Origin of the sequence: Lysinibacillus sp. NPDC056232, from assembly GCF_042267565.1 — a bacterium.
Classification (GTDB): domain Bacteria; phylum Bacillota; class Bacilli; order Bacillales_A; family Planococcaceae; genus Lysinibacillus.
The window spans coordinates 123,304-148,167 of the sequence record NZ_JBHJTF010000006.1 but is presented as its reverse complement, the minus strand read 5'-3'; the positions used below and the strand labels follow the sequence as shown (position 1 = coordinate 148,167).

At 38.1% G+C, this 24,864-nt stretch carries 27 protein-coding genes; 6 read left to right on the top strand and 21 right to left on the bottom strand.

The annotated features are described in order from the left end of the window. Nucleotides 1–340: 340 nt before the first annotated feature. The 4 genes from ACFCYJ_RS07110 to mntR all read right to left on the bottom strand — a co-directional run bounded on the left by ACFCYJ_RS07110 (nucleotide 341) and on the right by mntR (nucleotide 3,551). Nucleotides 341–622, bottom strand: a complete 282-nt coding sequence (locus ACFCYJ_RS07110) for a GNAT family N-acetyltransferase (protein ID WP_376072580.1) — start codon at nucleotides 620–622, stop codon at nucleotides 341–343. 154 nt (nucleotides 623–776) lie between these two features. Next, nucleotides 777–1,691, bottom strand: coding sequence for a DUF1002 domain-containing protein (locus ACFCYJ_RS07105; protein ID WP_376072577.1), 915 nt, complete (start codon nucleotides 1,689–1,691; stop codon nucleotides 777–779). Nucleotides 1,692–2,123: 432 nt separating this feature from the next. Continuing rightward, nucleotides 2,124–2,981, bottom strand: a complete 858-nt coding sequence (locus ACFCYJ_RS07100; RefSeq protein ID WP_376072574.1) for a CvfB family protein — start codon at nucleotides 2,979–2,981, stop codon at nucleotides 2,124–2,126. 150 nt (nucleotides 2,982–3,131) lie between these two features. Next, complete coding sequence (gene mntR, locus ACFCYJ_RS07095; protein ID WP_079562516.1) at nucleotides 3,132–3,551, bottom strand: transcriptional regulator MntR; 420 nt, start codon at nucleotides 3,549–3,551, stop codon at nucleotides 3,132–3,134. A 252-nt stretch (nucleotides 3,552–3,803) separates the two neighbouring features. On the opposite strand from mntR, the gene ACFCYJ_RS07090 reads away from it, so the two are divergent. Beyond that, a complete protein-coding gene (locus ACFCYJ_RS07090; protein ID WP_376072570.1) occupies nucleotides 3,804–4,025 on the top strand; it encodes a hypothetical protein in 222 nt (73 codons plus the stop codon). A gap of 217 nt (nucleotides 4,026–4,242) precedes the next feature. Here the strand turns inward: ACFCYJ_RS07090 and ACFCYJ_RS07085 are convergent, their stop codons facing one another. The 7 genes from ACFCYJ_RS07085 to ACFCYJ_RS07055 all read right to left on the bottom strand — a co-directional run bounded on the left by ACFCYJ_RS07085 (nucleotide 4,243) and on the right by ACFCYJ_RS07055 (nucleotide 10,469). Then, the gene (locus ACFCYJ_RS07085; RefSeq protein WP_376072567.1) at nucleotides 4,243–4,542 is read right to left on the bottom strand and encodes a late competence development ComFB family protein; all 300 of its coding nucleotides are present in this window, start codon (nucleotides 4,540–4,542) and stop codon (nucleotides 4,243–4,245) included. A 168-nt stretch (nucleotides 4,543–4,710) separates the two neighbouring features. Next, the gene (locus ACFCYJ_RS07080; protein WP_376072564.1) at nucleotides 4,711–6,837 is read right to left on the bottom strand and encodes a heavy metal translocating P-type ATPase; all 2,127 of its coding nucleotides are present in this window, start codon (nucleotides 6,835–6,837) and stop codon (nucleotides 4,711–4,713) included. After that, nucleotides 6,818–7,189 (bottom strand): ArsR/SmtB family transcription factor, encoded by a 372-nt coding sequence (locus tag ACFCYJ_RS07075; RefSeq protein WP_376072560.1) that lies wholly within the window; start codon nucleotides 7,187–7,189, stop codon nucleotides 6,818–6,820. The genes ACFCYJ_RS07080 and ACFCYJ_RS07075 overlap by 20 nt, the downstream gene beginning before the upstream one ends. 241 nt (nucleotides 7,190–7,430) lie before the next feature. Further along, a complete protein-coding gene (locus ACFCYJ_RS07070; RefSeq protein WP_376072557.1) occupies nucleotides 7,431–7,586 on the bottom strand; it encodes a hypothetical protein in 156 nt (51 codons plus the stop codon). A gap of 109 nt (nucleotides 7,587–7,695) precedes the next feature. Beyond that, nucleotides 7,696–10,059, bottom strand: a complete 2,364-nt coding sequence (locus ACFCYJ_RS07065; RefSeq protein WP_376072554.1) for a penicillin acylase family protein — start codon at nucleotides 10,057–10,059, stop codon at nucleotides 7,696–7,698. A 66-nt stretch (nucleotides 10,060–10,125) separates the two neighbouring features. Then, nucleotides 10,126–10,260, bottom strand: coding sequence for a hypothetical protein (locus tag ACFCYJ_RS07060; RefSeq protein ID WP_376072551.1), 135 nt, complete (start codon nucleotides 10,258–10,260; stop codon nucleotides 10,126–10,128). A 77-nt stretch (nucleotides 10,261–10,337) separates the two neighbouring features. Further along, entirely contained in the window at nucleotides 10,338–10,469 is a 132-nt protein-coding gene (locus tag ACFCYJ_RS07055) for a hypothetical protein (RefSeq protein WP_376072549.1), read from the bottom strand. 85 nt (nucleotides 10,470–10,554) lie between these two features. Here ACFCYJ_RS07055 and ACFCYJ_RS07050 point away from each other — a divergent pair, with 85 nt between their 5' ends. Further along, nucleotides 10,555–10,800: a hypothetical protein gene (locus ACFCYJ_RS07050; protein ID WP_376072546.1), complete on the top strand. Its 246-nt coding sequence runs from the start codon at nucleotides 10,555–10,557 to the stop codon at nucleotides 10,798–10,800. On the opposite strand, the gene ACFCYJ_RS07045 is transcribed toward ACFCYJ_RS07050, so the two are convergent. The 4 genes from ACFCYJ_RS07045 to ACFCYJ_RS07030 form a co-directional block, all read right to left on the bottom strand. Beyond that, on the bottom strand, nucleotides 10,754–11,509 hold the full coding sequence (locus tag ACFCYJ_RS07045; protein WP_376072543.1) for an exodeoxyribonuclease III: 756 nt from the start codon (nucleotides 11,507–11,509) through the stop codon (nucleotides 10,754–10,756). The genes ACFCYJ_RS07050 and ACFCYJ_RS07045 overlap by 47 nt on opposite strands. 55 nt (nucleotides 11,510–11,564) lie before the next feature. Then, nucleotides 11,565–12,479, bottom strand: a complete 915-nt coding sequence (gene murB / locus ACFCYJ_RS07040) for a UDP-N-acetylmuramate dehydrogenase (RefSeq protein ID WP_376072540.1) — start codon at nucleotides 12,477–12,479, stop codon at nucleotides 11,565–11,567. A 223-nt stretch (nucleotides 12,480–12,702) separates the two neighbouring features. Next, on the bottom strand, nucleotides 12,703–13,008 hold the full coding sequence (locus ACFCYJ_RS07035) for a winged helix-turn-helix transcriptional regulator (RefSeq protein ID WP_370043822.1): 306 nt from the start codon (nucleotides 13,006–13,008) through the stop codon (nucleotides 12,703–12,705). Between the two features lie 116 nt (nucleotides 13,009–13,124). Continuing rightward, nucleotides 13,125–13,280, bottom strand: a complete 156-nt coding sequence (locus tag ACFCYJ_RS07030; RefSeq protein ID WP_376072536.1) for a hypothetical protein — start codon at nucleotides 13,278–13,280, stop codon at nucleotides 13,125–13,127. Nucleotides 13,281–13,546: 266 nt separating this feature from the next. Here ACFCYJ_RS07030 and ACFCYJ_RS07025 point away from each other — a divergent pair, with 266 nt between their 5' ends. Continuing rightward, nucleotides 13,547–13,735 carry a hypothetical protein gene (locus tag ACFCYJ_RS07025; protein ID WP_376072533.1) on the top strand — a complete coding sequence of 63 codons (189 nt, stop codon included), beginning with the start codon at nucleotides 13,547–13,549 and terminating at the stop codon, nucleotides 13,733–13,735. A gap of 265 nt (nucleotides 13,736–14,000) precedes the next feature. After that, nucleotides 14,001–14,273, top strand: a complete 273-nt coding sequence (locus tag ACFCYJ_RS07020; protein ID WP_376072530.1) for a DUF2500 domain-containing protein — start codon at nucleotides 14,001–14,003, stop codon at nucleotides 14,271–14,273. Between the two features lie 259 nt (nucleotides 14,274–14,532). Here the strand turns inward: ACFCYJ_RS07020 and ACFCYJ_RS07015 are convergent, their stop codons facing one another. The 4 genes from ACFCYJ_RS07015 to ACFCYJ_RS07000 form a co-directional block, all read right to left on the bottom strand. Further along, complete coding sequence (locus tag ACFCYJ_RS07015) at nucleotides 14,533–16,893, bottom strand: bifunctional 2',3'-cyclic-nucleotide 2'-phosphodiesterase/3'-nucleotidase (RefSeq protein ID WP_376072527.1); 2,361 nt, start codon at nucleotides 16,891–16,893, stop codon at nucleotides 14,533–14,535. Between the two features lie 307 nt (nucleotides 16,894–17,200). Beyond that, nucleotides 17,201–17,824 (bottom strand): FMN-dependent NADH-azoreductase, encoded by a 624-nt coding sequence (locus ACFCYJ_RS07010; protein ID WP_376072525.1) that lies wholly within the window; start codon nucleotides 17,822–17,824, stop codon nucleotides 17,201–17,203. Between the two features lie 60 nt (nucleotides 17,825–17,884). Beyond that, nucleotides 17,885–18,112 carry a hypothetical protein gene (locus tag ACFCYJ_RS07005; protein ID WP_376072522.1) on the bottom strand — a complete coding sequence of 76 codons (228 nt, stop codon included), beginning with the start codon at nucleotides 18,110–18,112 and terminating at the stop codon, nucleotides 17,885–17,887. A 246-nt stretch (nucleotides 18,113–18,358) separates the two neighbouring features. Beyond that, on the bottom strand, nucleotides 18,359–19,066 hold the full coding sequence (locus ACFCYJ_RS07000; protein ID WP_376072519.1) for a DsbA family oxidoreductase: 708 nt from the start codon (nucleotides 19,064–19,066) through the stop codon (nucleotides 18,359–18,361). 126 nt (nucleotides 19,067–19,192) lie between these two features. On the opposite strand from ACFCYJ_RS07000, the gene ACFCYJ_RS06995 reads away from it, so the two are divergent. Next, nucleotides 19,193–20,572 carry an FAD-dependent oxidoreductase gene (locus ACFCYJ_RS06995; protein ID WP_376072516.1) on the top strand — a complete coding sequence of 460 codons (1,380 nt, stop codon included), beginning with the start codon at nucleotides 19,193–19,195 and terminating at the stop codon, nucleotides 20,570–20,572. 217 nt (nucleotides 20,573–20,789) lie between these two features. On the opposite strand, the gene ACFCYJ_RS06990 is transcribed toward ACFCYJ_RS06995, so the two are convergent. Beyond that, nucleotides 20,790–21,716, bottom strand: a complete 927-nt coding sequence (locus ACFCYJ_RS06990; protein ID WP_376072513.1) for a manganese-dependent inorganic pyrophosphatase — start codon at nucleotides 21,714–21,716, stop codon at nucleotides 20,790–20,792. 1,080 nt (nucleotides 21,717–22,796) lie between these two features. Here ACFCYJ_RS06990 and ACFCYJ_RS06985 point away from each other — a divergent pair. Continuing rightward, nucleotides 22,797–23,597: a GNAT family N-acetyltransferase gene (locus tag ACFCYJ_RS06985; protein ID WP_376072510.1), complete on the top strand. Its 801-nt coding sequence runs from the start codon at nucleotides 22,797–22,799 to the stop codon at nucleotides 23,595–23,597. Nucleotides 23,598–23,661: 64 nt separating this feature from the next. Here ACFCYJ_RS06985 and ACFCYJ_RS06980 read toward each other — a convergent pair whose 3' ends face one another. Next, entirely contained in the window at nucleotides 23,662–24,528 is an 867-nt protein-coding gene (locus ACFCYJ_RS06980) for a MurR/RpiR family transcriptional regulator (RefSeq protein ID WP_376072507.1), read from the bottom strand. Nucleotides 24,529–24,864: the final 336 nt, after the last annotated feature.

Sequence of the window (24,864 nt, the reverse complement as noted above, 5' to 3'; positions counted from 1 at the left end):
TGCTAACGTAGCGGCAGCAACAGATGTTTTTTGCGCGAAAGCGTAGCGGCAGCGGCACAATGCAGGTCAGTTAGTCGTTATCGCATGGATGCGCTGACTTTAGGCTAACATCCTATGTGAACTCCTTTCCGATTCTGTGACATCCCCCGGAGGCTTTAACTTCTTTCAGTAAATGTTTTACAAAAACATTTACTGAAAGAAGTTAAAAGGCAGTAGGTTTCACCATATAATTAGCAAAATTAAAGAAGTAAGGTGGGATTAAAACTGCCCGTAAACGCCCGATTGGTGAAGACTAATAATCATTGGGGATAAAAAATCCCCCACTGATTAAAGTTTTACTTTATTGTTTTACATCATCGTAAGCATTAGATTTTTCAAATGCTGCAACTACATACGAGCAAACCGCTTCCATTTTATAACCTTGCTCACGTGCATAAGTTGCTGCATGATCCAACAATTTTTTGGCCACACCTTGGCCACGGAGCTTATCTGATACATATGTGTGATCCATTACCATTACTTGACCCTTTTGCTGCCATGTAATTTCCGCTAATCTTTCCCCTTCTTGCTCATAAACAAAAGCATACTTTTGTTCCGCTAGCTGTTGTAATTGAAATTCCATTTCTCACCACTCCTTTTTATCATAGTAACATAGCTTTTTATATTTTTACAAAGCTGGCGGATAGCACTTAAAAAAGTCTCATCCCTGAAAAATAAAAGAATCTGCCACTTTCTCTAGTAATCGGGAGAGAGTGTTGCAGATTCTTTTCTATGAATTAACTAAACCATGATGCGATTGTATCCTTTAAATTAACAAAGAAATTTTTCACACTTCCCCAGAATCCTGTATCTTCCATTAGTGATCCAAATTTTTCTTTAATGGTACTGCTAATATCGTCTAATTGTTTAGACCATTTACCAAAATCAATGTCTAGTTTACTAATTTTGTTCATCAAATCAACTAGCAATTGACGGTCCTTATCACTTAAATTAATTTCAAGCTTGTTTAATTGCTCTTGCACAATCTTTTCAACCTCTTCTTTAGTTGCTGGCTTTGATTCTGCAATTTCTTTTTTGATTTCTGTTAGTAACTCTGCAACCTTGGCATCGTCCACTCCTGCTGATTGCGTAAGAGTAGTTGCTACTGATAGTTCGTCATTTGCAACATCTGTACGCTCAGTATCAAGCTTTTCACCTGTTGTTACTTCGTATGCTTTGTATATTCCCACAAGCGCTGAATGACCTGTTACTGCTTTAGGTGCAGCCACCTGTACTGTTGCATCTTCAATACCTGCAGTTAGCATGGCATTTGCATACATTTCAGACGTAACCTGTGTAATATTTGATGGTGTAACAATTTCAATAACTAAACCTTCTCCTGCATTTTTACGCGTAATTTTGGCAGAAGAATACATACGAGAACTTGAATTACTATCTTTAATATATTTAGCTAAGTCTTGACCTGATACTGTTATTTCTTCAACTTCAGGCTCTTCGTTCACTTTTAATGACTTTTTAACAGACTCTTTTTCAGCCTCAGATAAGTTTGCACCATATACGACGATTGGTGCTCCTAATTTTTCATCAATTGCTTTAGGTGGCGTATTATCAGCTGCAAAACCTGTTGCTGGTGCCATCACGCCAAACACTAATATAGTCGCAGTTAGTATTTTTATCCACATTTTTTTCAAATTGTGTGACCCCTTTCGTTAGAAAACTCATTTGGCCTGTATAATGTTTGCCAATCCATTAGTAAACAATAATTAGTACGAAAAAAAGACGAGAAGGTTTCAAAGTGGCTCTCGTCATTTTCTTTAATTTTATTTAGTAGTCGTTCATTCTATCTTAGTTAGACGAATGTCTCCTACAATCAATTATGCCTCGACATAATTGCGTCCGGAATCGGCTTTGTGCTTAGGCCTGCACGAGGGCCGACACGATGTCGGTCATTTCGGTAATGCCACAGGACGTGGCGTTCTTAGACTGAGTTCCTCTATTTCAGCTGATGTTTGGACACCCGCTGAAAAGTGACTTAAAACCCATTCTTCTCACCAACTGTAGAGGTGGGAGACTTCTGTACCTGTCGTTATGCTTTCGCTACATGAAACATGTGCTGAAAGAAGTTAAATTTCCTCTGTCCAACCGTCCTGCTGTTTCACTTTACCAGCTTTCATAAGTGTACCTAACGCTCGTTTAAATGCACCTTTACTCATGTTAAACATTTCTTGAACTTCATCAGGTGAGGATTTATCGCCAAATGGCATTCTTCCCCCTACCTCTTGTAGATAATTTAATATTTTTTGCGCATCACCTGAAATACGCTCATGCTTACGTGGTAAAAGTGAACCATTCATCGAACCCTCATCTTTTACATCAATAATACGAACAACAACATCTTGTCCAAGACGAGGTTCTTCATTACGTTCTGATTCATGGACAAAAATACGGTACGGAACTTCTACACCTAATAAAAATGAGCCAACTGGTAATAAACGATATGGACGTGCCTTAATGTTTTTATTGTGCATGTCTTCAAATGCACCTTCATATAATTCCAAAATTTTTTCTTCAGTTGCCAATCGTCCAAATAAATCACCATTGCGATCTGTGCGCAATGTCATAAATAAATGGTCGCCTGGTGCTGGCCAAAGTTCTTGTATTGCAGGTAAATCTTCAGCTTTCACTAGCACCTCGCGTGAAGTACCGATATCTACAAAAGCCCCTTCATGCTCGACTACTTTTAGAACACGAGCCCAGCCATATTCCCCTTGTACGAAAGATGGGATAGCTGTTGTAGCCGCTAAATCGCCACGACGATCCGCAAATAAAAATACTTCAAGGCGGTCACCTACTGAAAGTGGCTCTGTCACCTCTGAAGCATTTAAAGGCAGTTCGTCAACTCCATTTGTTAAGATCCATTTCGATGCTTGTTGCTCTAATACAGTTAATGTAACAACTTCACCTGATTTTAATTCGTTCATATTGTCTTCCTTTCCCTCTTACCATCATTTTCGCAAAAAAACTTATCCGCCGAAGGCTTTAACATCTGTAGCTGTCGCTTTGCTTTCGCTACAAAAAACATCTGTAGCTGTCGCTTTGCTTTCGCTACAAAAAACATTCGCTGATAGAAGTTAAAAGTTATGATGTGTTTTAGATGCCTCTAGTTTTTTCGCGATGTCCGGATTTTCTTCCATTACCTGCACAAGATCCGCAATTCGATCAATTGAATTCCAACTTAAATGATGTTCAATACCTTCTACATCATTGTAAATTCGCTCTTCATCTACACCAATGATTCGCAAAAATTGCTCTAGAAGCTCATGGCGCTGTACAAGACGTTTCCCTAGCTTTTCTCCTTTAGGTGTCAATGTAAGGCCACGGTATTTTTCATAAACTAAATAACCATCTTTATCTAATTTTTGAACCATTTTTGTAACAGAAGAAGGAAGAACAGATAATGCTTCAGCAATGTCAGACACACGAGCATACCCTTTATTAGTGATTAATAAATATATTTGTTCGATATGGTCCTCCATACTAGGTGTTGGCATATCCTATTCCCTCTCTTTCCTTTTCTTACTCTCTAGTTTACTACAAGCTTGCCTTAAAAGTTAACTGAAAATACATATGCCAGAAAAACAATACATGTGCAACATAAAAAGAATCAACTTCATACGTTGGCCCCCATGTAGTTGGAAAATTTGTGTCAATGAAATTAAGGTATCATTTTAAATAAAGTATGCTTTTCGGCAAAGCAAGGGGGTGATTTCCGTTCCGACTGGGTGCTTTCCTGGGGGCGTCCGATGAGCCGCTTCACTCTCGTTGCTCGCTCCAGGGTCTCGGGCCAACAGATGTTTTTTGCGCGAAAGCGTAGTGCTAACGCAGCGTCAGCAGCACCGATGTTGGTCACGAAGGCGTTATCACAGGATGTGATGCTCTTAGCCTTCGTTCCTCTATCGCTAATCCCCAAGGAGTCACCCAGTCTCCACTACAATCAACCACTTCACTTAGAATGTATCTTCTAGCATGACATTCTAATTTATAACGATAAAACGAAACTTCAGCAACAAATGTTTAAAGTGCGAAATTGTAGCGGCAGCAAAAGGGTTTTATCTGCGCGAAAGCGAAGCGTCAGCGACAAAGCGAGTAGCCTGGAACGGAAATCACCCTCATATAATGCATCACATCATTCACTAAGATTTCCTTGACCATTTTGTTTTTCAAAAACGTGAAAAGCCAACTTCATATAGAAGTCGGCTCCACCTTATGTCGAGGATACTTATTTACCACATGTAATGCATGAATAATCTCTTTATTGATTCGTTCGATATTTTCAGGAGTATTCATCATTTTAAATGCTTCATCTCGGGATTCCATAGATGTAACATACTTACTAGGCAATGCATTCAGTGTAAGTGCCACTGCGTCAAGTTCACAGATTTCACATTTACAAAATGTTTGATATTCCGGTCCTCGTAGTAGAAAACTTACTAAACCACGTACAATTTCCTCTGTAACATTTACTAAAATAGGATCTGACATATTCAAACCTTCGCCTCATTTATATTTAATTGTTACATTATTCCTGAAACCATAATAGCGTTAACAAAGTTTTTTTTCAAGAATCGCTAGTAACATCTATATCAATTAATATCACTAGCTCCTCAGAATGACTTTTTTTCTACACACTTCCACTGGATTATATCTTATTTACCATTTCTTAGATTTGATTAATCGTAATGAGTTCAACACAACTAGAAGTGTAGCACCCATATCTGCAAAGATTGCAATCCATAATGTTAGCCAACCTGGGATAACAAGTAACAGGGCAACTAATTTTAGGGCTAGGGCAAATATAATGTTCTCTTTAATGATACGTAATGTTTTTCTACTTAAACCAATTGTATAAGGCAGTTTCGTTAAATCGTCGCTCATCAATGCGATATCCGCAGTTTCCAGCGCTGCATCCGTGCCAGCACCTCCCATTGCAATACCAACATCAGCTGAGGCAAGTGCAGGTGCATCATTGACACCATCTCCTACCATCGCCACTGCACCAAACTGTGCACGTAAATCTTTAATGGCCATTAATTTTTCTGCTGGTAATAAACTTGCTCTCACATCTGTCATATTTAAAGAGGTTGCAATTGCCTGTGCTGTTGGTTCTGCATCACCTGTTAGCATAACTTTATGCTTCACTTTTAAACCATTTAATTTATTTAAGACATCTTTACTTTCTTGACGTAATTGATCAGCAATACCAATCATCCCTATAAACCGATCATTACTAACAGCTGCTACAACCGTTTTACCCTGTTGTTGAAGTTTATGAACCTGTTCTTTTATCATTTCATCAACAGTCGTTAATGTAGCTATCCATTTTAAGCTTCCTACATAGATTGTTTGACCGTCGACCGTTGCATAGGCACCCTTCCCTGTTACGGATTGAAAGTCTGTTGGTATAAACTCTGTCAAATCTTTTTCATGCAATGCCTGCAAAATAGCTTTAGCTAATGGATGCTGTGATTGCTTTTCAACAGCCGCTACTAGCTGTAAAACATAATCCTCAGACATCTCCTGCGATGGGAAAATATCCGTTACAGCAGGTTGACCTTTTGTAAGTGTACCTGTTTTATCAAATGCTATTGCTTCAATATGACCAAGCTGCTCTAAATGAATACCGCCTTTAATAAGAACACCTTGTCTAGCAGCGTTCCCGATTGCCGTAACAATAGCCACTGGTGTAGACACGACTAATGCACATGGACACCCTACAACGAGGACCGCCAATCCTTGGTAAATCCAATGTTGCCAATCACCTATAAATAAAGGTGGTAGAACCGCTACAAGTAAAGCAACAAGCATAATTGCAGGTGTGTAGTATTTCGCAAAGCGATCAACGAATTGTTGCGAAGGTGCTTTTTCTGCCTGTGCTTCTTCAACAAGATGAATGATCTTGGCAATTGTTGTGTCCTCAACTCGCTTTGTCACACGAACCTCTAAGGCCCCTTCTTCATTCAGAGTTCCTGCAAATACTTCGTCATCGACTGTTTTACTGACCGGAATAGATTCGCCTGTAATCGCTGCCTGATTCACTGCTGACAATCCACTAATTACTATTCCGTCCATAGCAATCTTCTGACCAGGTTTAACGATTAAAATGTCACCAATTTCAATCTTCTCAGTAGGCAGCTCCATCTCATGGAAATGTTCGCCATGTGCACGTTTTATCGTCGCTGTTGGTGGAGCTATATCCATTAGCTGACGAATCGATTGACGTGCTTTATCCATTGAATACGCCTCAAGCACTTCACTTACTGCGAATAAAAAGACAACAACGGCCGCTTCTTCCCATTCCCCAATAATGGCTGCACCTATTACTGCAATAGTCATCAGCGTCTTCATATCAAATTCAAAGCGTGCTAGATTGCGGAAGCCAGTTTTAAAAATCCCAATTCCTCCAACTAGAATCGCGATAATAAACATCCCAATAGTTAGCGAATCCGTTTCACCACGCATTGTTCCAAACATATATCCAAGCACTACGAATAACAAAGAGATTCCAGCTAATACATTTTCTGTTTTTCGATAAAAAGGTGTTGATTTTTCAATTGTTCTTGCCGTTGATTGGGATATTTTTATGCCATCGAAGGCACCTGCTTCTTCAAGTTGATCAACATCAATATCACCAATAACTGTTATTTTAGAAGCACCAAAATTCACTTGTGCATCCTGTACCTCTGGAATAGCCTTCACGTTTTTTTCGAACTTTGCTGCACAGCTGGCACAGGATAAGTTTTGCAACCTATATTCTTGTTTAGTTGGTGTCGCTACCATTTGCAATCCCCTCTTTCACATGTTCGTAGGCAACCGTTACAATTTGATACACATGCTCATCAGCTAAAGAGTAATACATTTGCTTTCCTTTACGATATGACTTCGCTAAATTATTATCTTTCAAATAACGTAAATGATGCGATGCTGTTGCTACTGACGAGCCGATTATAGAGGCAACATCACAAACACATAATTCATCTTCAACCGTTAAGGCATACGTAATTTTAAGTCTTGTTTCATCAGATAATGCCTTTAAAAATTTAGCTACTCCCGATAGATCTGGCATTTGCTGTTGTACCTTAATGACCGATTCTTCATGAACCTGTGTTATCTCGCATACTTCTTTTGGCATTTCCTCACCTCATTCAAATGTTTGTTTGATTGTTTTCAATATAACATAATATCCCATCATATTCAAACGATTATTTGAATGTAAATGATTTATATCACAAATTTAAAAATACTTTATTTAAATTGTTAACTTATAAATATAAAAGCAAAAAAGCTATCACTTCAATGTGATAACTTTGCATGTTGTTGTGATAATGAAATTATGGTGACATATTAAACAAAGTGGAGATAAATATGCCATGCTAAGAGGTTGATTGGAGTGGAGACTGAGCGACTCCTCGGGGATCAGCGTCACAGATGAGACCCTGGAGCGAGCAGATAGGGGAACGAAGGCTAAAAGCATCACATCCTGTGATAACGCCTTCGTGACCAACATCATGTTGGCCCAAGCGGCTCATCGGACGCCCCCAGGAAAGCGCTCAGTCGAAACGGAAATCAACCACTCGTTTTGCTGAGAAACCATGTTGTCTTAATATAAAAACCTATAGATTCTTATAGCCTCTCATCCTATTGTGCTTTTAAGCGCAACGTTTTACCTTTAATATCTTCTTTTCTCACAAACGTTTGATGATAATCTCCATTAGCCCAATCCATTACTTGATCTTGATACCAAGCAGATTTTACATGTCCACTCTGTCCAGGACCAACGATATGATAGGCTGAACTTAAATCACCAACATCTACAACAAAGCGCCATGATGCTCCGTGATTAACATTTCCAGCTAAGTCATTATCAGCAGCCTGAACAGTAACCTTTGAACCACCAATAGGAACCTTTTTAGCATTAAAATATGCTGCAAGAATTGGCGAAGCTTTACCTAATGTATGGTCAAAGGTAAGCTGATGGAAGTTACCCCATTTCCATTTCGATACGTTTTTTCCGAATTGATCTTCTATTTGTGCGACAGTGAGCTCTAACGCCTTGTAAACTGTTGCATCTACTCCACCCTGCTCATCAATCCATAGGCTATTCTTACCAGCATAAGCTGTACGTAAAAGCTGGTCTGTAATATTAAATTTCCCATACATTAATTCATACATATCATCTGGCATCTGATCCTTAAATAACACTTCCTGTAACTTTTCCATTAATGTATGGAACACTAATGGCGCCCCTGAATCCTTTGCATCTACCATATCCCAATTCTCTAATAATTTAATAACATCTTTATATTTCCCATCCTGATCTTGTGCTTTTATTGATGTTAATAAATATGGTAAAAACTCACGAGCATATAGGTTATGCTGATCCATTTGTAAATTCATCATGTCTTCCACTGTTAAAGAGTCATTCGCCGCTAAAACTTCCTTAATCCGTTCAAAACGATAAGGCTGTGCCCAGAAATCTGTTATATGATAAGGATATTCTTCCCCAATAACTTCATTATTCGCTGTTGCAATAAAGCCTTCATCTGGGTTTACTACAGTCGGAAGTTCATTCCACGGAATAAAGCCCTCCCACCCATAGTCACTAGAATCACCCGGTACCGGCAATTGCCCATCCCCTTGTTTTCGAATCGGAATTTGACCATTCGCTTTATAGGCAATCGTGCCATCCTTTGATGCAAAAACAAAATTTTGAGCTGGTGCCTTAAAATCCTCTAATGCTTTTTCAAATTCACTCCAGGATTTTGACTTATTAAAACCTAGCACTGCACGTAGTTCTGTCGTTGGTTGCAGTGCCGTCCACTGCATCGAAAATTGTGCTGTAGGCTCAGTATCTTTAAAAGCTAAATCTGTCATGATTGGGCCGTGACGTGTGACAACGACTTCAAAATCTACTGTTTCGCCGTCCTTTACCTTAATCGGTTCATTACGCACCTCTGCTTGCTCCCACTTACCATCATAGCGGAACTGTGCTGGATTATTCGGATTTGGTATTTCAATATATAGATCCTGTACATCAGGTCCAACATTCGTTACACCCCATGCAATGTTATCGTTGTGGCCTAAAATAATGCCCGGAACACCCGCAAAGATTACGCCACTCACATTTTGCTCGGGAGATTGTAGATGCATTTGATACCAAATAGATGGTGTACTCAATCCTAAATGTGGATCATCTGCTAAAATTGGCGTACCGTTTTTTGTTTTCTTCCCCGATACAACCCAGTTATTACTGCCGTTAAATTCATTTGGCAACAGTTCTGTCTTAAAATGCCCTGCCACGGCTACCGGATTTTCTTTATTTGCCTTGATAATGGATGAAGCGTTTTCAGGATACTTTATAAATAATTCTTTAGCTTTTTCTTCACCAAAGTTTTGTAAAGCCCAATGACGGAACGCAAGCGTATTCCAATTACCCCCTAAGTCATAGGCCATATATTTACCAATAGTAAGAGAGTCTACAACGGACCATTCCTCCGGTTCATAGCCTAGTAATGCAAATTCATAGCTTAATGTATTATTTTTCTTAGCCTGTGCAATAAAAGCATTGACGCCATCTGCAAACCACTCAAGTACCTGTCTACTTTCTGCATCATAGGTAGATAATGATTTTTCAGCTGCATCACGCAAGCTAAACGTTCGGAAATGTTTGTCAGTATCAATAGTTGCCTCACCGATTATTTCCGACAAACGACCACTAGCTTGTCTTCGTGCCAAATCCATTTGAAACAGTCGATCTTGTGCTTGAACATAGCCTTGTGCCCGATACAAATCTGCATCTGTCTTAGCAAAAATATGAGGGATCCCCTTGTCATCCCTTTTGACGGTTACATCTTCATCTAGCACGCTCAGCGAAAGCTCTCCATCAATTACTGGTTTTGATTTATTCATAAACCATGTAAATCCGATAAATGCGACAATAGCTACTACAGCTAAAAATCCTGCTATAGCCAGTAGCCACTTTTTCCATGTAAACTTTCTCACATCTCAACCCCCTTTTTGCAATATATTCTTTTACCCGCTTTCAAATCCTTTTAAAAGGTTTGAAATTTAACTTTTTTCAGCGGGTGTCCAAACCGCCGCTGGAATAGAGGAACTCAGGCTAAGAACTTCACATCCTATGAAAACGCCTGAGTGACCAACATCGTGCTGCTGACGCTGCGTTAGCACTACGCTTTCGCACAAAAAACATCTGTTGGCCCAAAGCCTCCGGCGGATGTCATGGAATCGGAAAGGAGTTCCCAGAGGATGTTAGCCTAAAATCATCGCATCCATGCGATAATGGCTAACTGACCTGCATCGGTAAAAACGCCACGTCCTGTGGCATTACCGAAATGACCGACATCGTGTCGCCCCTCGTGCAGGCCTAAGAACAAAGCCGATTCCAGACACAATTATGCCGAGGCATAATTGATTATTTATTGCGTTGCAGTATAAAAAAAATCGTATTTCCTTTTAGAAATACGATTTTTTATGTTGTTGAAAAACTATACCCAAGCGGCTCATCGGACGCCCCTAGGAAGCTTTGCTCTGTGCGAAAGCGTAGCGACAGCAACAATTGTTTTATCTGTGCGAAAGCGTAGCGATAGCAACAACAAAGCGCTCAGTCGAAACGGAAATCAACCACTTATTCTGCCGAAGAGCCCTACTTTAATTGACCTTTTTATTTTCATAGATATTACTGACCAAGCTGTAATTCGATTGGGCAATGATCACTGCCCATAACCTGTGAATGAATGCTTGCCACATTAATTTTGTTCTTTAGTCTTTCAGAAACAATAAAGTAGTCAATACGCCATCCAATATTGCGCTCGCGTACTTTATTCATATAAGACCACCATGTATAGTGATCTGTCGTATCTGGATACATATAGCGGAATGAATCCACAAAACCACTTGCCAATAGCTCCGTCATTTTTTCACGTTCTTCATATGTAAAACCTGAATTACCGACATTAGACTTCGCATTTTTTAAATCAATTTCCATATGTGCAACATTTAAATCACCACAGTAAACTATAGGTTTCTTGGAATCTAGCTCTTTTAAATATAGCGCTAATCGATCCTCCCATTTTAAACGAAGAGGTAATCTCGCTAAATCACGCTGTGAATTTGGGGTATAAACATTCACTAAGTAAAAATCTTCATACTCTAGTGTAATAATTCTTCCCTCATCCTGCGATTCATCCTCACCAACGCCATAACGTACTGTAAGCGGGGTATGTTTTGTAAAAATGGCTGTACCTGAATAACCTTTCTTCTGTGCATAATTCCAATATTGCTCATATCCCTCAAGAGAAATCTCCACTTGTTCAGCCTGACACTTTGTTTCTTGAATACAGAAAAAATCTGCATCTACATGATTGAAGAAATCTAAAAACCCTTTGCCTAAACATGCTCGAATTCCATTAACATTCCATGATATAAACTTCATTTTCTGTTTCACTCCTCAAAAAACGCCCTCCACCATTAGCGAAGGGCGTAGTATCCTATAAGTCGTCACCAACGATTTTTACTTCTGTTTCTAAATCGATGCCAAACTTTTCTTTAACTTCTCGTTGTACCATTTGAATTGTCGCTATATATTCAGTAGCCGTTGCATTACCTTTATTAACAATAAAGCCTGCATGCTTCGTTGATACCTCTGCATCACCAACGCCTTTTCCTTGTAAGCCACTATCTTGAATAAGCTTGCCAGCAAAGTGACCAGGCGGGCGTTTAAAAACGCTCCCTGCAGATGGGTATTCTAATGGCTGCTTAGATTCTCGCTGAAGTGTTAAATCAGCAATTTTTGCATCAATTTCTTCCTGCACACCTTTTGCTAACTGAAATTCGGATGATAATACATAATAGCCCTTCTTGGCAATGATACTTTTACGATAACCAAGTTCAAGATCTTCTTTCGATAGTATTAAAATTTCGCCTTCTTTTGTTAACACTTTCGATGAAATAATAATATCCTTAATTTCACCGCCATATGCACCTGCATTCATTGCCATCGCTCCACCAACTGAGCCTGGGATACCACATGCAAATTCAAAACCTGTTAAAGATGCTGCCGCAGCCAGTTTCGATACATCCTTAATAAGTGCACCGCTTTGCGCATAAACATGGTCACCATTAATGCGAATCTCATCTAAAAATGAAAATGTAACAACGATCCCTCGATGACCGCCATCACGAACGACCATATTAGATCCATTACCTAACATTAATAAAGGTATATTATTCTTATGGGCATAGCGAATAACTGTTGCTGCCTCTTCCTCTGTTTCAACGAGAACGAAAACATCCGCTTTACCGCCTAATTTTGTCATAGTATATTGCTGTAATGATTCATCTAACTTAATATTGGCTGGATTAACGCTCTGTGCTAAATCCGCCACCCATTGTTCTTTTGTCATGAGAGCTAATTCCTTTCTAACGTCCTTCTTACTCTACACTAGTATGGATTTAGAACCCTAATTTGACAAGTAAAATGAAGGGTAATTTTTATCTCGCCTTAACAAGTAGCGAGACTCTCCGTGCAGAGAAGATGAATAGGATAAAGAAAATTCATGGTCATTAGTATTACATATGTCCAATGTTTATCTATCCATCAGAAATTTCGAGATAGACTTCACACTTTTACAGCCAACTCGTTGCCCACGATTCGATATTGCGGATTGCTCCTTCTAGTGCCCAACCTTTATCCGTCAAAGAATACTCAACACGCACTGGTACCTCTGAATATACTTTTCTTTCAACAAGCCCTTCTTTTTCTAGCTCTTTTAAACGTTCGGATAATAAACGGCCACTTACAGGTAATGCAGTTTCAATCTCGTTAAAGCGCTGTGGTCCATCTAGTAATTGATATAAAATCAGCCCTGTCCAGCGTTTTCCGATTAAATCCATTGCTTTAGCTAAACGAGGACATAAATTTGACTCACTCATTTTTTTCACCTCTTATGTACTCTATTGTAACGATTATTTTTTAAAAAGTAAATTTGAAGTAACTTATTTACTACAGGTAATTTATTTACTATTTATTATTTGATTACTAAATGTAACTATAGTTGGTTTTCATCTTCGGCATTTCCTTTTGACACAACATCATATAAAGGCAAATGATGACATAAAAAATTAGCCATGGCCACCCGATCAGAGAGTAGCCATGGTAGCTTACTATTTAAAAATAGGCCACTTACTTCTATATGGATGCACATGATTTTATTATTATGACTACTTCTATTGTTGCATCCCCTTTGTAAAAGAAAAGTTACCGTTTATAACGTTATGTCGACTAACCTGACTTTCATTGAAAAATTCACAAAATAAACTCGCGTCAATGTAATATTCCCTCATTTTTCCCAAAAAATCATTGAATATCTGAATTGTTTAATTTATCATTCGTGTAAGATCAGTTTTAGGGTGCTTTTCCAAAGTAACGTTTGATTTTAGTCATTCAACTATTGGCTTTTCTGTACGACATATGATGATATCCCAAATATATGGTGTATTTGAATCGTACACTACAGAAATAGCCTTGTCAGATATTGAACAAATGGAGGATGTAAAAATATCATTCACAATCGCTGTTACTAGGAAAACTTTGATCGTAATGTGCTTCTTGTATAGCGGACATTTATCCAAAAATTTTATTTACGTCTACATATATTAAGAAATTAGAAGGTAAGAAGTTTGCTATACATGGAGATTTAACGAATCCTATCGTATTTACAACAGTATATACAGGGAACAGTGTAAATCCATGGGCGCAAAAAGTACATGGATTCTATGCTAAGGCACAGATTGAATTTAGTTTATAACACTCTCCTAAAACAGGTGGTGTTTTAATTAGTGATGTAATTGATGTTGTGGTGGATCTAGAAATAAATCCTTTATAACAACTTCAAGCACAATATTTCGTAGATCGGAGGACTTTTATGGTTGGGTTTGATGAATTCTCTTTTGCACATTCTTTTATTTCAATAATGTTTTTTATCGTGTTCGGTCTTATAGCATTTACTATTATTAAAGGTGTCTTACAATGGTCGAAAAACAACAATGAACCAGTATTAACAGTACCCGCTAAAGTCGTAACAAAACGGTCTAATACTAGTGGGGGTTCTGGTAACTCCAGTGCTCATACATCGTACTATGTCACGTTTGAAGTACAAAGTGGCGATCGTCTAGAAATCAATTATGCCTTGGCATAATTGCGTCCGGAATCGGCTTTGTGCTTGCACAAAGAACTCCTTTCCGATTCAGTGACATCCGCCGGAGGCTTTAACTTATTTCAGCGGATGTTTGGACAACCGCTGAAATAAGTTAAAAATGAATGGTCGTAATTACGGACAGCTTGCAGATGATGACTTTGGCTTATTAACATTTCAAGGAACACGTTATCATGCATTTGAGCGACAAAAAAAGGAGAGCAGCGTTTAACAACGCACTCTCCTTTTTAACATTTCATTATTACTTAATTAAATATTTACCAAAGCCGCCTTCTGTATCGCCTAAATATTCAATATTGCTGCCTGCAGGAATGACTTTTTGTGCATCCTTTGCAGAGTTGTAAATAACTTTTGTATTTGCTGGGAACGGTACAAATGACCAATTGTTATCCGCAGCAGGATTAATTGTTTTGTTTGTCATAATGTAGTCGATTACAGCTTGGCGATTTTCATAAGCATAGTTTTTTAAGTTAGAGCCATCTGCCTTTTTAAATGTGGCACCATAAGAACCACCCACGCGGTAATTGTTCGAAATGATGATAAATTCTTGTTTTAGATCGATTGGTTTACCGTTGTATTCCACGTTTTTAATACGATTTGCTTTTTCGTCTAGTAGAATACCTCGACTATCATATTTCGCTGGTGATGTTACATCGATTTGATAGGTTAAGCCATCTAATACATCAAAATTGTAAGAACGTGCCTCTGGGTCAATAATATTTTGTTCTTTCGTTTGATTTGGATCAATTGTTGTAAAAATACCAGCAGCCATTTCTAACCATTCAATAGCTTGTGCACCTGTTACCTTAATCGTTGCAACAGTATTATCATAAAAATAAATGTCTGCCATATTTTTAATCGCAAGCGGTCCTACAGGAATGTTTGTGTAATCTGCAGGGTTATTACGAGAGCCTGCTTTGAAAGGTGCACCAGCTGAAAGAAGTGGTGTGTTTTCATCAGCAGTACCTTTTAATTCTTTTTCAATAAACCATTTTTGAGCTTGTGTCACAATTTGAATAGAAGGATCATCTTGAACCATTGAGAAGTAGCTATGGATTGGTGCAGTTGTCTCACCAACAGGCTGACGAATATACTTTAATGTACCTTCATGCGCTTCTTTAATTGCATTTAATACTGTTTTAGATGGTTTTAGGCCTTCTTGCTTGATAGAACGGATAGAACCTTGTCCATCCTTTACAACCCATTTAGAGCCTTGTTGTTCTAGTTGTAAATCAATGACTCCAAGATAGCTACCATAGCTTCCTGCCATTACAGTAGGTACACCGTTGATTGTCCCTTTTTCTTGATCGACATTTTTCAGATTTTTATAGTCACCTGGGAATGTTAAATGAGAGTGGCCTGTAATTAAAGCGTCGACACCTTTAATCTCAGAAATTTGGTATCCAACGTTTTCGTTACCTTTTACATAAGTATCCTCACCAATACCTGAATGTGAAAGTACTACAATTACGTCTGCACCTGCTTTTTGCATTTCTGGTACAACTTCTTTCACCGCTTCAACCGGTTCTTGCATTTCTACTTTGCCTGCTAAATGAATAGCATCCCACTCGACAATTTTCGTAGGTACAATTCCTGTAACACCAACTTTAAGCGTGTGCTTCTTACCTGCTTTGTCTACAACCTCTTTATTAAGAATTACATAAGGTGTATACATACGCTTTTTTGTTTTAGCGTCGTATGTGTTTGCATTTACGACTGGATATTTTGCATCATTTAATACTTCATCTAAAAACTTTAAACCATAGTTGAACTCGTGATTTCCTAAAGTTCCTCCATCATATTTCAGTGCATTTAGTGCTGCAATAGCTGGATGAACCTCACCTGGCTTCAAAGGATTCTCTAATGCTTTATAAGAGCCTAGTGGCGTTCCTTGAATTAAATCACCGTTATCAAATAATAATGTATTTGGGTTCTCAGTACGAGCCTGTTCAATTAATGTAGCCGTGTTTGCTAAACCTACGTCAGCTGATTCAGCATCTAAGAAATAATTGTAATTCGCAAGGTTTGTATGAATATCTGTTGTTCCTAATATTTGAAGATCTACTGTAGTTGTAGATGTTGATAATTTGTATTCGGCTACAAAGCGTTTAATAATACTTTGCATTTGCTCCGTTGTTACATAGGCACCAGGACGAATTGTGTTATCCTCAAAGCCTTGTAATAAGTTTGCTGCAACGGCATTTGCTAAATCTTGCTTATGTGTTGTAGCAATTTGATTTGCATCTTTAAACTTATCTAGTACAGAAAGTGGGGCGTTGTCTTTGGCTAATCCACGAGCAGAAATAACAAATGCTTGTTGTCGTGTCAATTTATCATTTGGACCAAACAATGTCGCCGTTTTACCTTTAATAAGATTCAATTCTACTGCCTTTTCTACATACGGAGCTAACTCCTTAGAGATGTCAGTGAAGGCAGTTTTGGAACCATCCCCTAGCTCTACATTTAAGCTTTTTACTAATTCTTTCACGTAATCCCCGCGTGTCACATCGTTTGATGCAGCATTCGCGGATAGTCCAAATGGTAACACTGCGAATAGAACAAGTAACATTGCCAAGAATTTAGTCATTAATTTCTTATTCATGAAACAACCTCCCTATAAATCTAATATTTTCCTACGATTTCTATTATATTATACTAATTGCTTTATTAACTGAACAAATAGTCCTAATTGTATGTATTTTTAAACGAATAGCAAAACACTTTACTAGAAAATGATGGATTAATATTATTTCATATTCATTTCACATAACGTGATGTTATTAAATGTAAATCAAGAATAAGCGCATAATACCAATATTTCAAACCTCCTTACCATTACCATACCTCTATGAAAGAAACAAAAAAAAGTTCTCTCAAATTAGAGAGAACTTTTATTAAAAAATAATTTATTATGCGTTTACAGTTTGTAAAGATTGAGCTACTTTTTTAACCGCTTCTAGGCCATTCGCAATAATTTCTTGCGCTTTATCTTGTGACGCGTTATGACCTTCAATGATAACTTCTTCGATAATTTCCATACCGAACATGCTAACAACGTTTTTGATATAGTTAACTGACATTTCCATTGGTTGTGCTTCAGGTGCAGAATAGTAACCACCACGAGCATTTAAGATCACAACTTTTTTGTCACCCATTAAGCCTTCTAATTGACCGTTTTCATTATATTTAAATGTAAAACCAGCTTGGAATACATAGTCGATGAAAGTTTGTAATTTCGCTGGGATTGTTAAGTTCCAAAGTGGGAAAGCAAATACAACAACATCAGCTGCAGTTAAAGCATCCATAGCTTTTTGTTTTGCTGCTAAAAGACGTGATTCAATGTCAGTTAACGCTTCACCGTTTTGAACTTTACCAAAAGCATTGAAAAGATCTTGACCGAAATAAGGCATATCTTCTGCGAATACGTCAAAAGTCGTTACATCTACACCTTGTACATTTTCCATAAATGTGTCGTACATTTTTGTTGAAATACCATCTGGACGGTTGTTTGCTTTTACTACTAATACATTCATTATATAAATTCTCCCTTAAAATCAAAGTTTAATATCTCGAATTCAAGATATATAAGTATATTAAAAAATTTCGCGGAAAAAGTCAACGCTAGTAGACTCAGACTTTTGACTGAAATGCGGTTTATTCAAAATATTTACACCATAACGTAAGGTTGATTTCCATTCCGACTGGGCGCTTTGTTGTTGCTGACGCTTCGCTTTCGCACAGATAAAACATTTTGTTGCTGACGCTTCGCTTTCGCACAGAGCAAAGCTTCCTGGGGCGTCCGATGAGCCGCTAATCCCCAAGGAGTCGCCCAGTCTCCATTCCAATCAACTTTGCCACATAATATGCGTTTAACAAAGGTCCATCCTCTTTTGGTAATGAGCCATTAAAGCATATGTGTTAGGTTGCTTGGAGTGTGAAATGAACTTACCAGAGCTTCTTCGTGTTTCAAGAGTATTCTGTAAGAGAACCCAACCTTTTCGAGGTCCTTACCCGAATGTTGTAATAGTCAGATCGGTTCTATTATTTCTTACCTTTCTCCAACAGCATTAAAATTTACAACTATCATCGGCACAAACTCCACCATCTTCAGAGCCTACCATCTTTAATCTTGGTTGTAAGCCTTCTTCTTCTGCAACTTTACGTAAAGTTTCTTCAAATACTTCTTGAGGTTGTGCCCCAGAAATACCGTACTTACGATTTAACACAAAGAACGGTACCCCTCGTACGCCCAGTTGTAGCCCTTCTTGTATATCCGCCTCTACCTCTGTTTTAAAATCATCGTTTGAAAGAACCTTTGCAACTTCTTCACGATTCAAACCTACTTGCTCAGCAATATCGATTAATACATTATCCTGACCAATACGTTTTGCTTCAATAAAATAATTGTATAATAGTGCTTCAACAAGCGCTGTAACATCCCCTTGTTGTTCTGCCGATTTTACTAGACGATGTGCTTTTAATGTATTTTCCTCCATTAAATGATCAAAGTTATAATCTAGACCAACTTCTTTTGCGCGAGCAGCAACACCTTTCGTCATTTCCTTCGCTTTTTCTAGCGACATCCCATACTTTTTCGCCAATGCTTCATACGTAGACACATTTGTATCCACAGGTGTTGTTGGGTCAAGTTGATAGCTTTTATAAACGAGCTCTACCTGCCCTGCAAAACCAGTTTCCTGAATTGCTTGCTCTAGTTGCTTTTTACCAATATAACAAAACGGACATACATAATCTGACCAGATTTCAATTTTCATAGCTAGACACGCTCCTTTTGCTACATTGTAGCGATAGTAATAATCACTAGGCAATTTTTATGCTTCATTGCATAATTTCTCAAATCAATCTACATACTGAACGTAAAAACAATGTGAGGGTTATGTATGACACAATCTCTTTGGCTCGGAACAATTGATCCCGTCTCCCTACCATCTCTACCTGCTTCAACAACTTGTGATGTATGTATTATAGGTGGAGGGTTGACGGGACTATATACAGCCTATGTCTTAGCAAAATCAGGTGTAGATGTAGTCTTGCTTGAGGCAAATTCCCATATCGGTCATGGTACGACTGGTCATTCAACAGGAAAATTAACTGCACAGCATAGCTTAGTTTATGCCAACCTTATTGAAAAACTTTCTGTAGATGAGGCACGGCTTTATTATCAGCTCAACCAAATAGCTGTAGAAAAAGCATTACAGTTACTCCCTAAAGAAAGCATTCAACAAGTAGATTCATTGCTTTATTGCCAAACAAAAGAAGGCTATGCCCAATTGTTAAAAGAATGGAATGCTTATAAAGTATTAAATATTAAGGCGAAAATCACTTCTGACACAGAGCTTCCCTTTCCAATTACAAAAGCACTTAGCATGTCCCAGCAGGCACAAATACACCCTGTAGAAGTGTGTAATTTCCTTGTAAAAGAAGCATTATCAATGGGCGCAAAAATCTATACAAATACCCGTGTTCAACAATTGAACATACCGCAAAATAGCTTACATACCGAAAATGACATGTCGGTTCAATACAACAAGCTTATTTTATGCTCACACTATCCAATCGAAGCCTTTAGAGGACTAAATCTTTTTAAACTTTCTAACAGTCGCTCCTATATGGTTGCTGGTAAAATTACTGATACACTACAAGGTCAATACTTATGCGTAGATAATCCGACACGCTCTATTCGAACAGCTACCATTAATGGTGAGCATTATTTAGTATTAGGTGGAGCTAATCATATTGCAGGGGAAACAACCAATACCCAGCCCTATTATGAGGCTATTCAAAATGAAATGAAGGCTCACTTTGATCAGGATTCAATCTATCGCTGGTCAGCGCAGGACATCGAAACACCTGATATGGTCCCATATGTTGGCAGGATTACACCGTCCTTACCTAATGTTTTCATTGCAACTGGCTATCGAAAATGGGGAATTTCCAATTCTTTTGTAGCAGGAGATCTACTATCCTCCTTAATAACAGGTGCCGGGAATGAGGATGGCGCAATTCCTCTTTATTCGCCATCACGTACGAAATTTGGGGCTCAATTTATGCAGATACTAAAGGTAGGAGGCTTTGTAGCAAAGGAATTTGTCACAGGTTATGTGAAACATGCCAATACACCAACTTGCACGCATTTAGGCTGTAAAACAAAATGGAATGAAGCCGATGAAACTTGGGATTGCCCTTGTCACGGCTCTCGCTTTAATGCCAAAGGGGAAGTTCTTGAAGGTCCTGCCGTACACCCTTTAAAGCTAGATTAACAAATGCGCTAAAGCGCCCGTTTACATCCGACAAGCGCTGGAGAATCCGAGGCAACAGTATGCGTTTCACCACTTTTGCCCAAGGGACCGAAGCGACCTCGAGGATGTAGCGCTTTAGCCTAAACGATAACTATGCCCTTGGTTATCCACAACATAAAAATCTATAATTTCCTTAACATAAAAAAGAGGTTGCCTTTTCAGGGCAACCTCTTTCTCATTATTTCAATGCATCAGTTAAAACTGGAACGATTTGTTTTTTACGAGATACAACACCCGGTAAAACAACGCGATTATTTACAAGCTCTACGCCAAATCCTTTTGCTGCAGCCTCTGCTACTTGTCCAATTGCAACAGCTGTTGAATCATTGTTTAAAATATCCGTTACAACAAAGAAGAATAAATCTAAACCATTTCCCGCTACATTTTTATTTAATAAATTTTCTAATTCCTCTTGGCGGCCAAGTACATCGTTAATATCGACAGCATTTACTTGGGCTACTACAGATTTATATTCACCGAATTGGAATTCTTTCGCATCTAATGATAAAAGATCTTCTAATGATTTATCTGAAAGATCCGCACCTGCTTTAAGCATTGCTAACCCATATTCAGCGGCATCAACACCTGCAATTTTCGCTAGCTCCTCACCAGCTTGTACATCTTGCTCTGTGCAAGTTGGAGATTTGAATAATAATGTATCAGAAACGATGGCCGAAAGCATTAAACCTGCAATGTTTGCAGGAACTGCTACGCCATGTTCTTTGAAAATTTTATTTAAAATCGTTGCAGTACAGCCTACAGGTTCTGCACGGTAGTATAGTGGATCAGCCGTTTGGAAGTTTGCAATACGGTGATGATCAATCACTTCTGCAATTTGTACTTCTTCAATTCCATCAGCAGATTGCTGGAATTCATTGTGGTCTACAAGGATTACTTTCTCTGCTTCTCCAACTACTGATGAAATTAATCGAGGTGCCTCAAAGCCAAATTTATCTAAAGCAAATTGTGTTTCGTTATTCACTTCACCAAGACGTACCGCTTCAGCATCAACACCAATTTGCTGTTTTAAATATGCATATACAATTGCAGATGTAATTGTGTCTGTATCTGGATTTTTATGACCAAAAACTAAAACTTTACTCATTGAAATTATTCCTCCTAAATGGCATAACATTTATATTTTATTTTATCATACCTTATGAGCAAACATGATATAAATTGAAAGTTTATCTATAAAGGATCTATTGCCAATTCACAACTAAAATCTACTATTCTAGGATAACCACATCTTCATGTATTACTTACTTTTCTTATATATAAAAGAAGCTAAAATTAGGCTTATTTTAGTTAATCGTAAAATGGGAAACCCGAGGGGTTATTTGATCAATTATGACTAAGCATAATTGCGTATAGAATCGGCTTTGTGCTTAGGCCGCAGATGTTTTTTGCGCGAAAGTGTAGCGACAGCAGCAGATGTTTTTTGTGCGAAAGCGTAGCGACAGCAACAGATGCTTTTTGTACGAAAGCGTAGCGACAGCAACAGATGCTTTTTGTACGAAAGCGTAGCGACAGCAGCAGATGTTTTTTGTGCGAAAGCGTAGCCACAGCAACAGATGCTTTTTGTACGAAAGCGTAGCCACAGCAACAGATGCTTTTTGTGCGAAAGCGTAGCCACAGCAAAAGGGTTTTATCTGCGCGAAAGCGAAGCGGCAGCGGCAACAACATGACGCAGGTCAGTTAGCCGTTATCGCATGGATACGATGATTTTAGGTTAATTGAACTTGAACTCCTTTCCGATTCCGTGACATCCGCTGAAAGAAGTTAAAATGTATGCCATAAATAGGAGTTGATTGGAATGAAGACCCGGAGACTCATTGGAAATCAAAATGTCATAGATAAGTTCTTGGAGTGAGCCAGTAGAGGAACGTAGGCTAAAGGTATGACATCCTGGGAAAGCACACCTTTAGAACAGAGATAAAGTCTGCTTTATGGTAACAACTAAAACATTACCTATTTTCAACATTTATAGGTTATTATTAAATTTAATATATTTATCTGTTAAAAACATCCTATTTATAACATTTAATAATAAAAATGCATAGTTTATAAAAATTTTTTACTATAAATAGATATATAGTTGTGTTTTTGTATTTAAGAAACCGTAATTTTATGCTATCATCAGGTAGTCTATATTTTTTAGGATATACAGGAAATGGGGATTACGATGACAAAGAAGATGGAAAAAAAGTATATTCCTTTAGCAAATTATTTTGAAGTAGCTTCACAACAAGAAATTACTTTATCATTTAGCGAACTCGAAAATATTATGGGACAAGCCTTGCCAAATGCAGCTTACTTGAATAGGAGCTGGTGGAAAAAAACAAAACCCCCTCTCTCTCACTATTTGTCATGGACAAATGCAGGCTATTATGTCATTGATGTTAAGCTCGGTACAAGTGTAACTTTCTCGCGTACACAAATGAAGACTACGAGTAATATCTCTAAAAATGACGATAACCCACCTGCATACATAATTCGAGCAATTGAAGCATCAGACGCCAGATCATTTATTCATCTACAAGAAGAAATTTTCCAACAAACTGACTTCATGTATAATATGGAAAACGAATTAGACCTCACAGTTCAACAGCTTCGAAAAGATTTGGGCTATTGGAAACAATTGAAAAACCGTACGATTTTATGTTGTATAGTAAATGGCATTTTTGCTGGCTATGCCGTTATCCATGGATATAAACATTCTAAAGTTAAACATGTTGCAACAGTTCACCTAGCTGTTAAGCAAGAACATCAGCGACAAGGAATCGGCTCAGCGCTGATGGAAGCAGTAGAACGTTGGTCTATACAGCGAGATATTTCGCGCTTAGAAGTATCTGTCATGGAGCATAATGATCGTGCTTTAAATTTGTTCAAAAAATCAGGTTTTCAACAAGAAGGTATCCGACAAAATGCCATTAAATTAAATGATGCCTTTATTAACGAATATAGTTTAAGTAAAATTTTATAAGCTTTTTTCAAGGATGTCTAAAACTTATTTGGACATCTTTTTTATGTGTAGCGTTGTAAAATGATTAGAAGACTTGCTTTTCTCTTACTGCATCTAAAAATAACAAATTATTTTCTACTTGTTCATAGGATTGCTGATATTTCTCATATTGTGCCTTGTCCTGACTGACCATTTCCTCAATTAGCGCATGTAAAAAAGAAAACAGAACTGGAATAACATCCAATGAAGATTGCTTTTTCAGACCAAGTATAAATAACGCACTTGTATATTCCCGAATAGAAGACAACGCCGAACCAGTAATGGCAATAATTCTAGCCTTTTTCTTCTTAGCAATTTCTACAATCGTTTGAATGTCGTTTGAATGCTTGTCCCATGAAAAAACAATTAACGTCGTTTGCTCACTCATACTGTTAATTTGCTGTACAAGATCATCGGATTCTGAGCGAAGCTGCTTCACATTTGGACGTAACGTTTTCATTGTATACGATAACCAATTTGCAATGGACGCAGCTTGACGAGTACCCAAAATATAAATGTTCTCTGCTTCGTGCATCCATTTTGAACTTTTTTGAAGCATAGTATCATTAATCAAATGAATCGTATCTTGAATATTTTGAATATCACGTTGCATTACCTTACCAAAACTCGAAATATTTATCTTACTTGAAGAATATGTAGGTTGAAGACTCGCATTACCATTTTGAGTCATTAAATAGCTTCTAATTTCGTCTTGAAGCTCTACATAGCCCGATAAATCCATCGCATAACAAAAACGAATCACTGTCGATTCACTAACATTAGCCTGTCTACCAACTTCTGCTGCTCCGTTACCAATTACAACTGTAGGGTTATTCATAACAAATTGTGCAACTTTACGCTGTCCCTTCGACAGCCTAACAAATCTACTTTCTATTTCTTCATTAATGCTCATTTCTAACAACCTTTCTTTCAATGAAATTATCACGAATGGAGATTGTTTCCTATTAATTCTAAATTCGGATCAATTATGCCTCGGCATAATTGCGTCCGGAGTCGGCTTTGTGCTTAGGCCTGCACGAGGGTAGACACGATGTCGGTCATTTCGGTAATGCCACAAGACGTGGCGTTTTTACCGATGCAGGTCAGTTTGCCGTTATCGCATGGATGCGATGAATTTAGGCTAACATCCTTTGTGAACTCCTTTCCGATTCCGTGACATCCGCCGGAGGCTTTAGACCAACGTGATGTTGGTCACTCAGTCGTGTGTTGTTGTTGTTGTTGCTGTCGC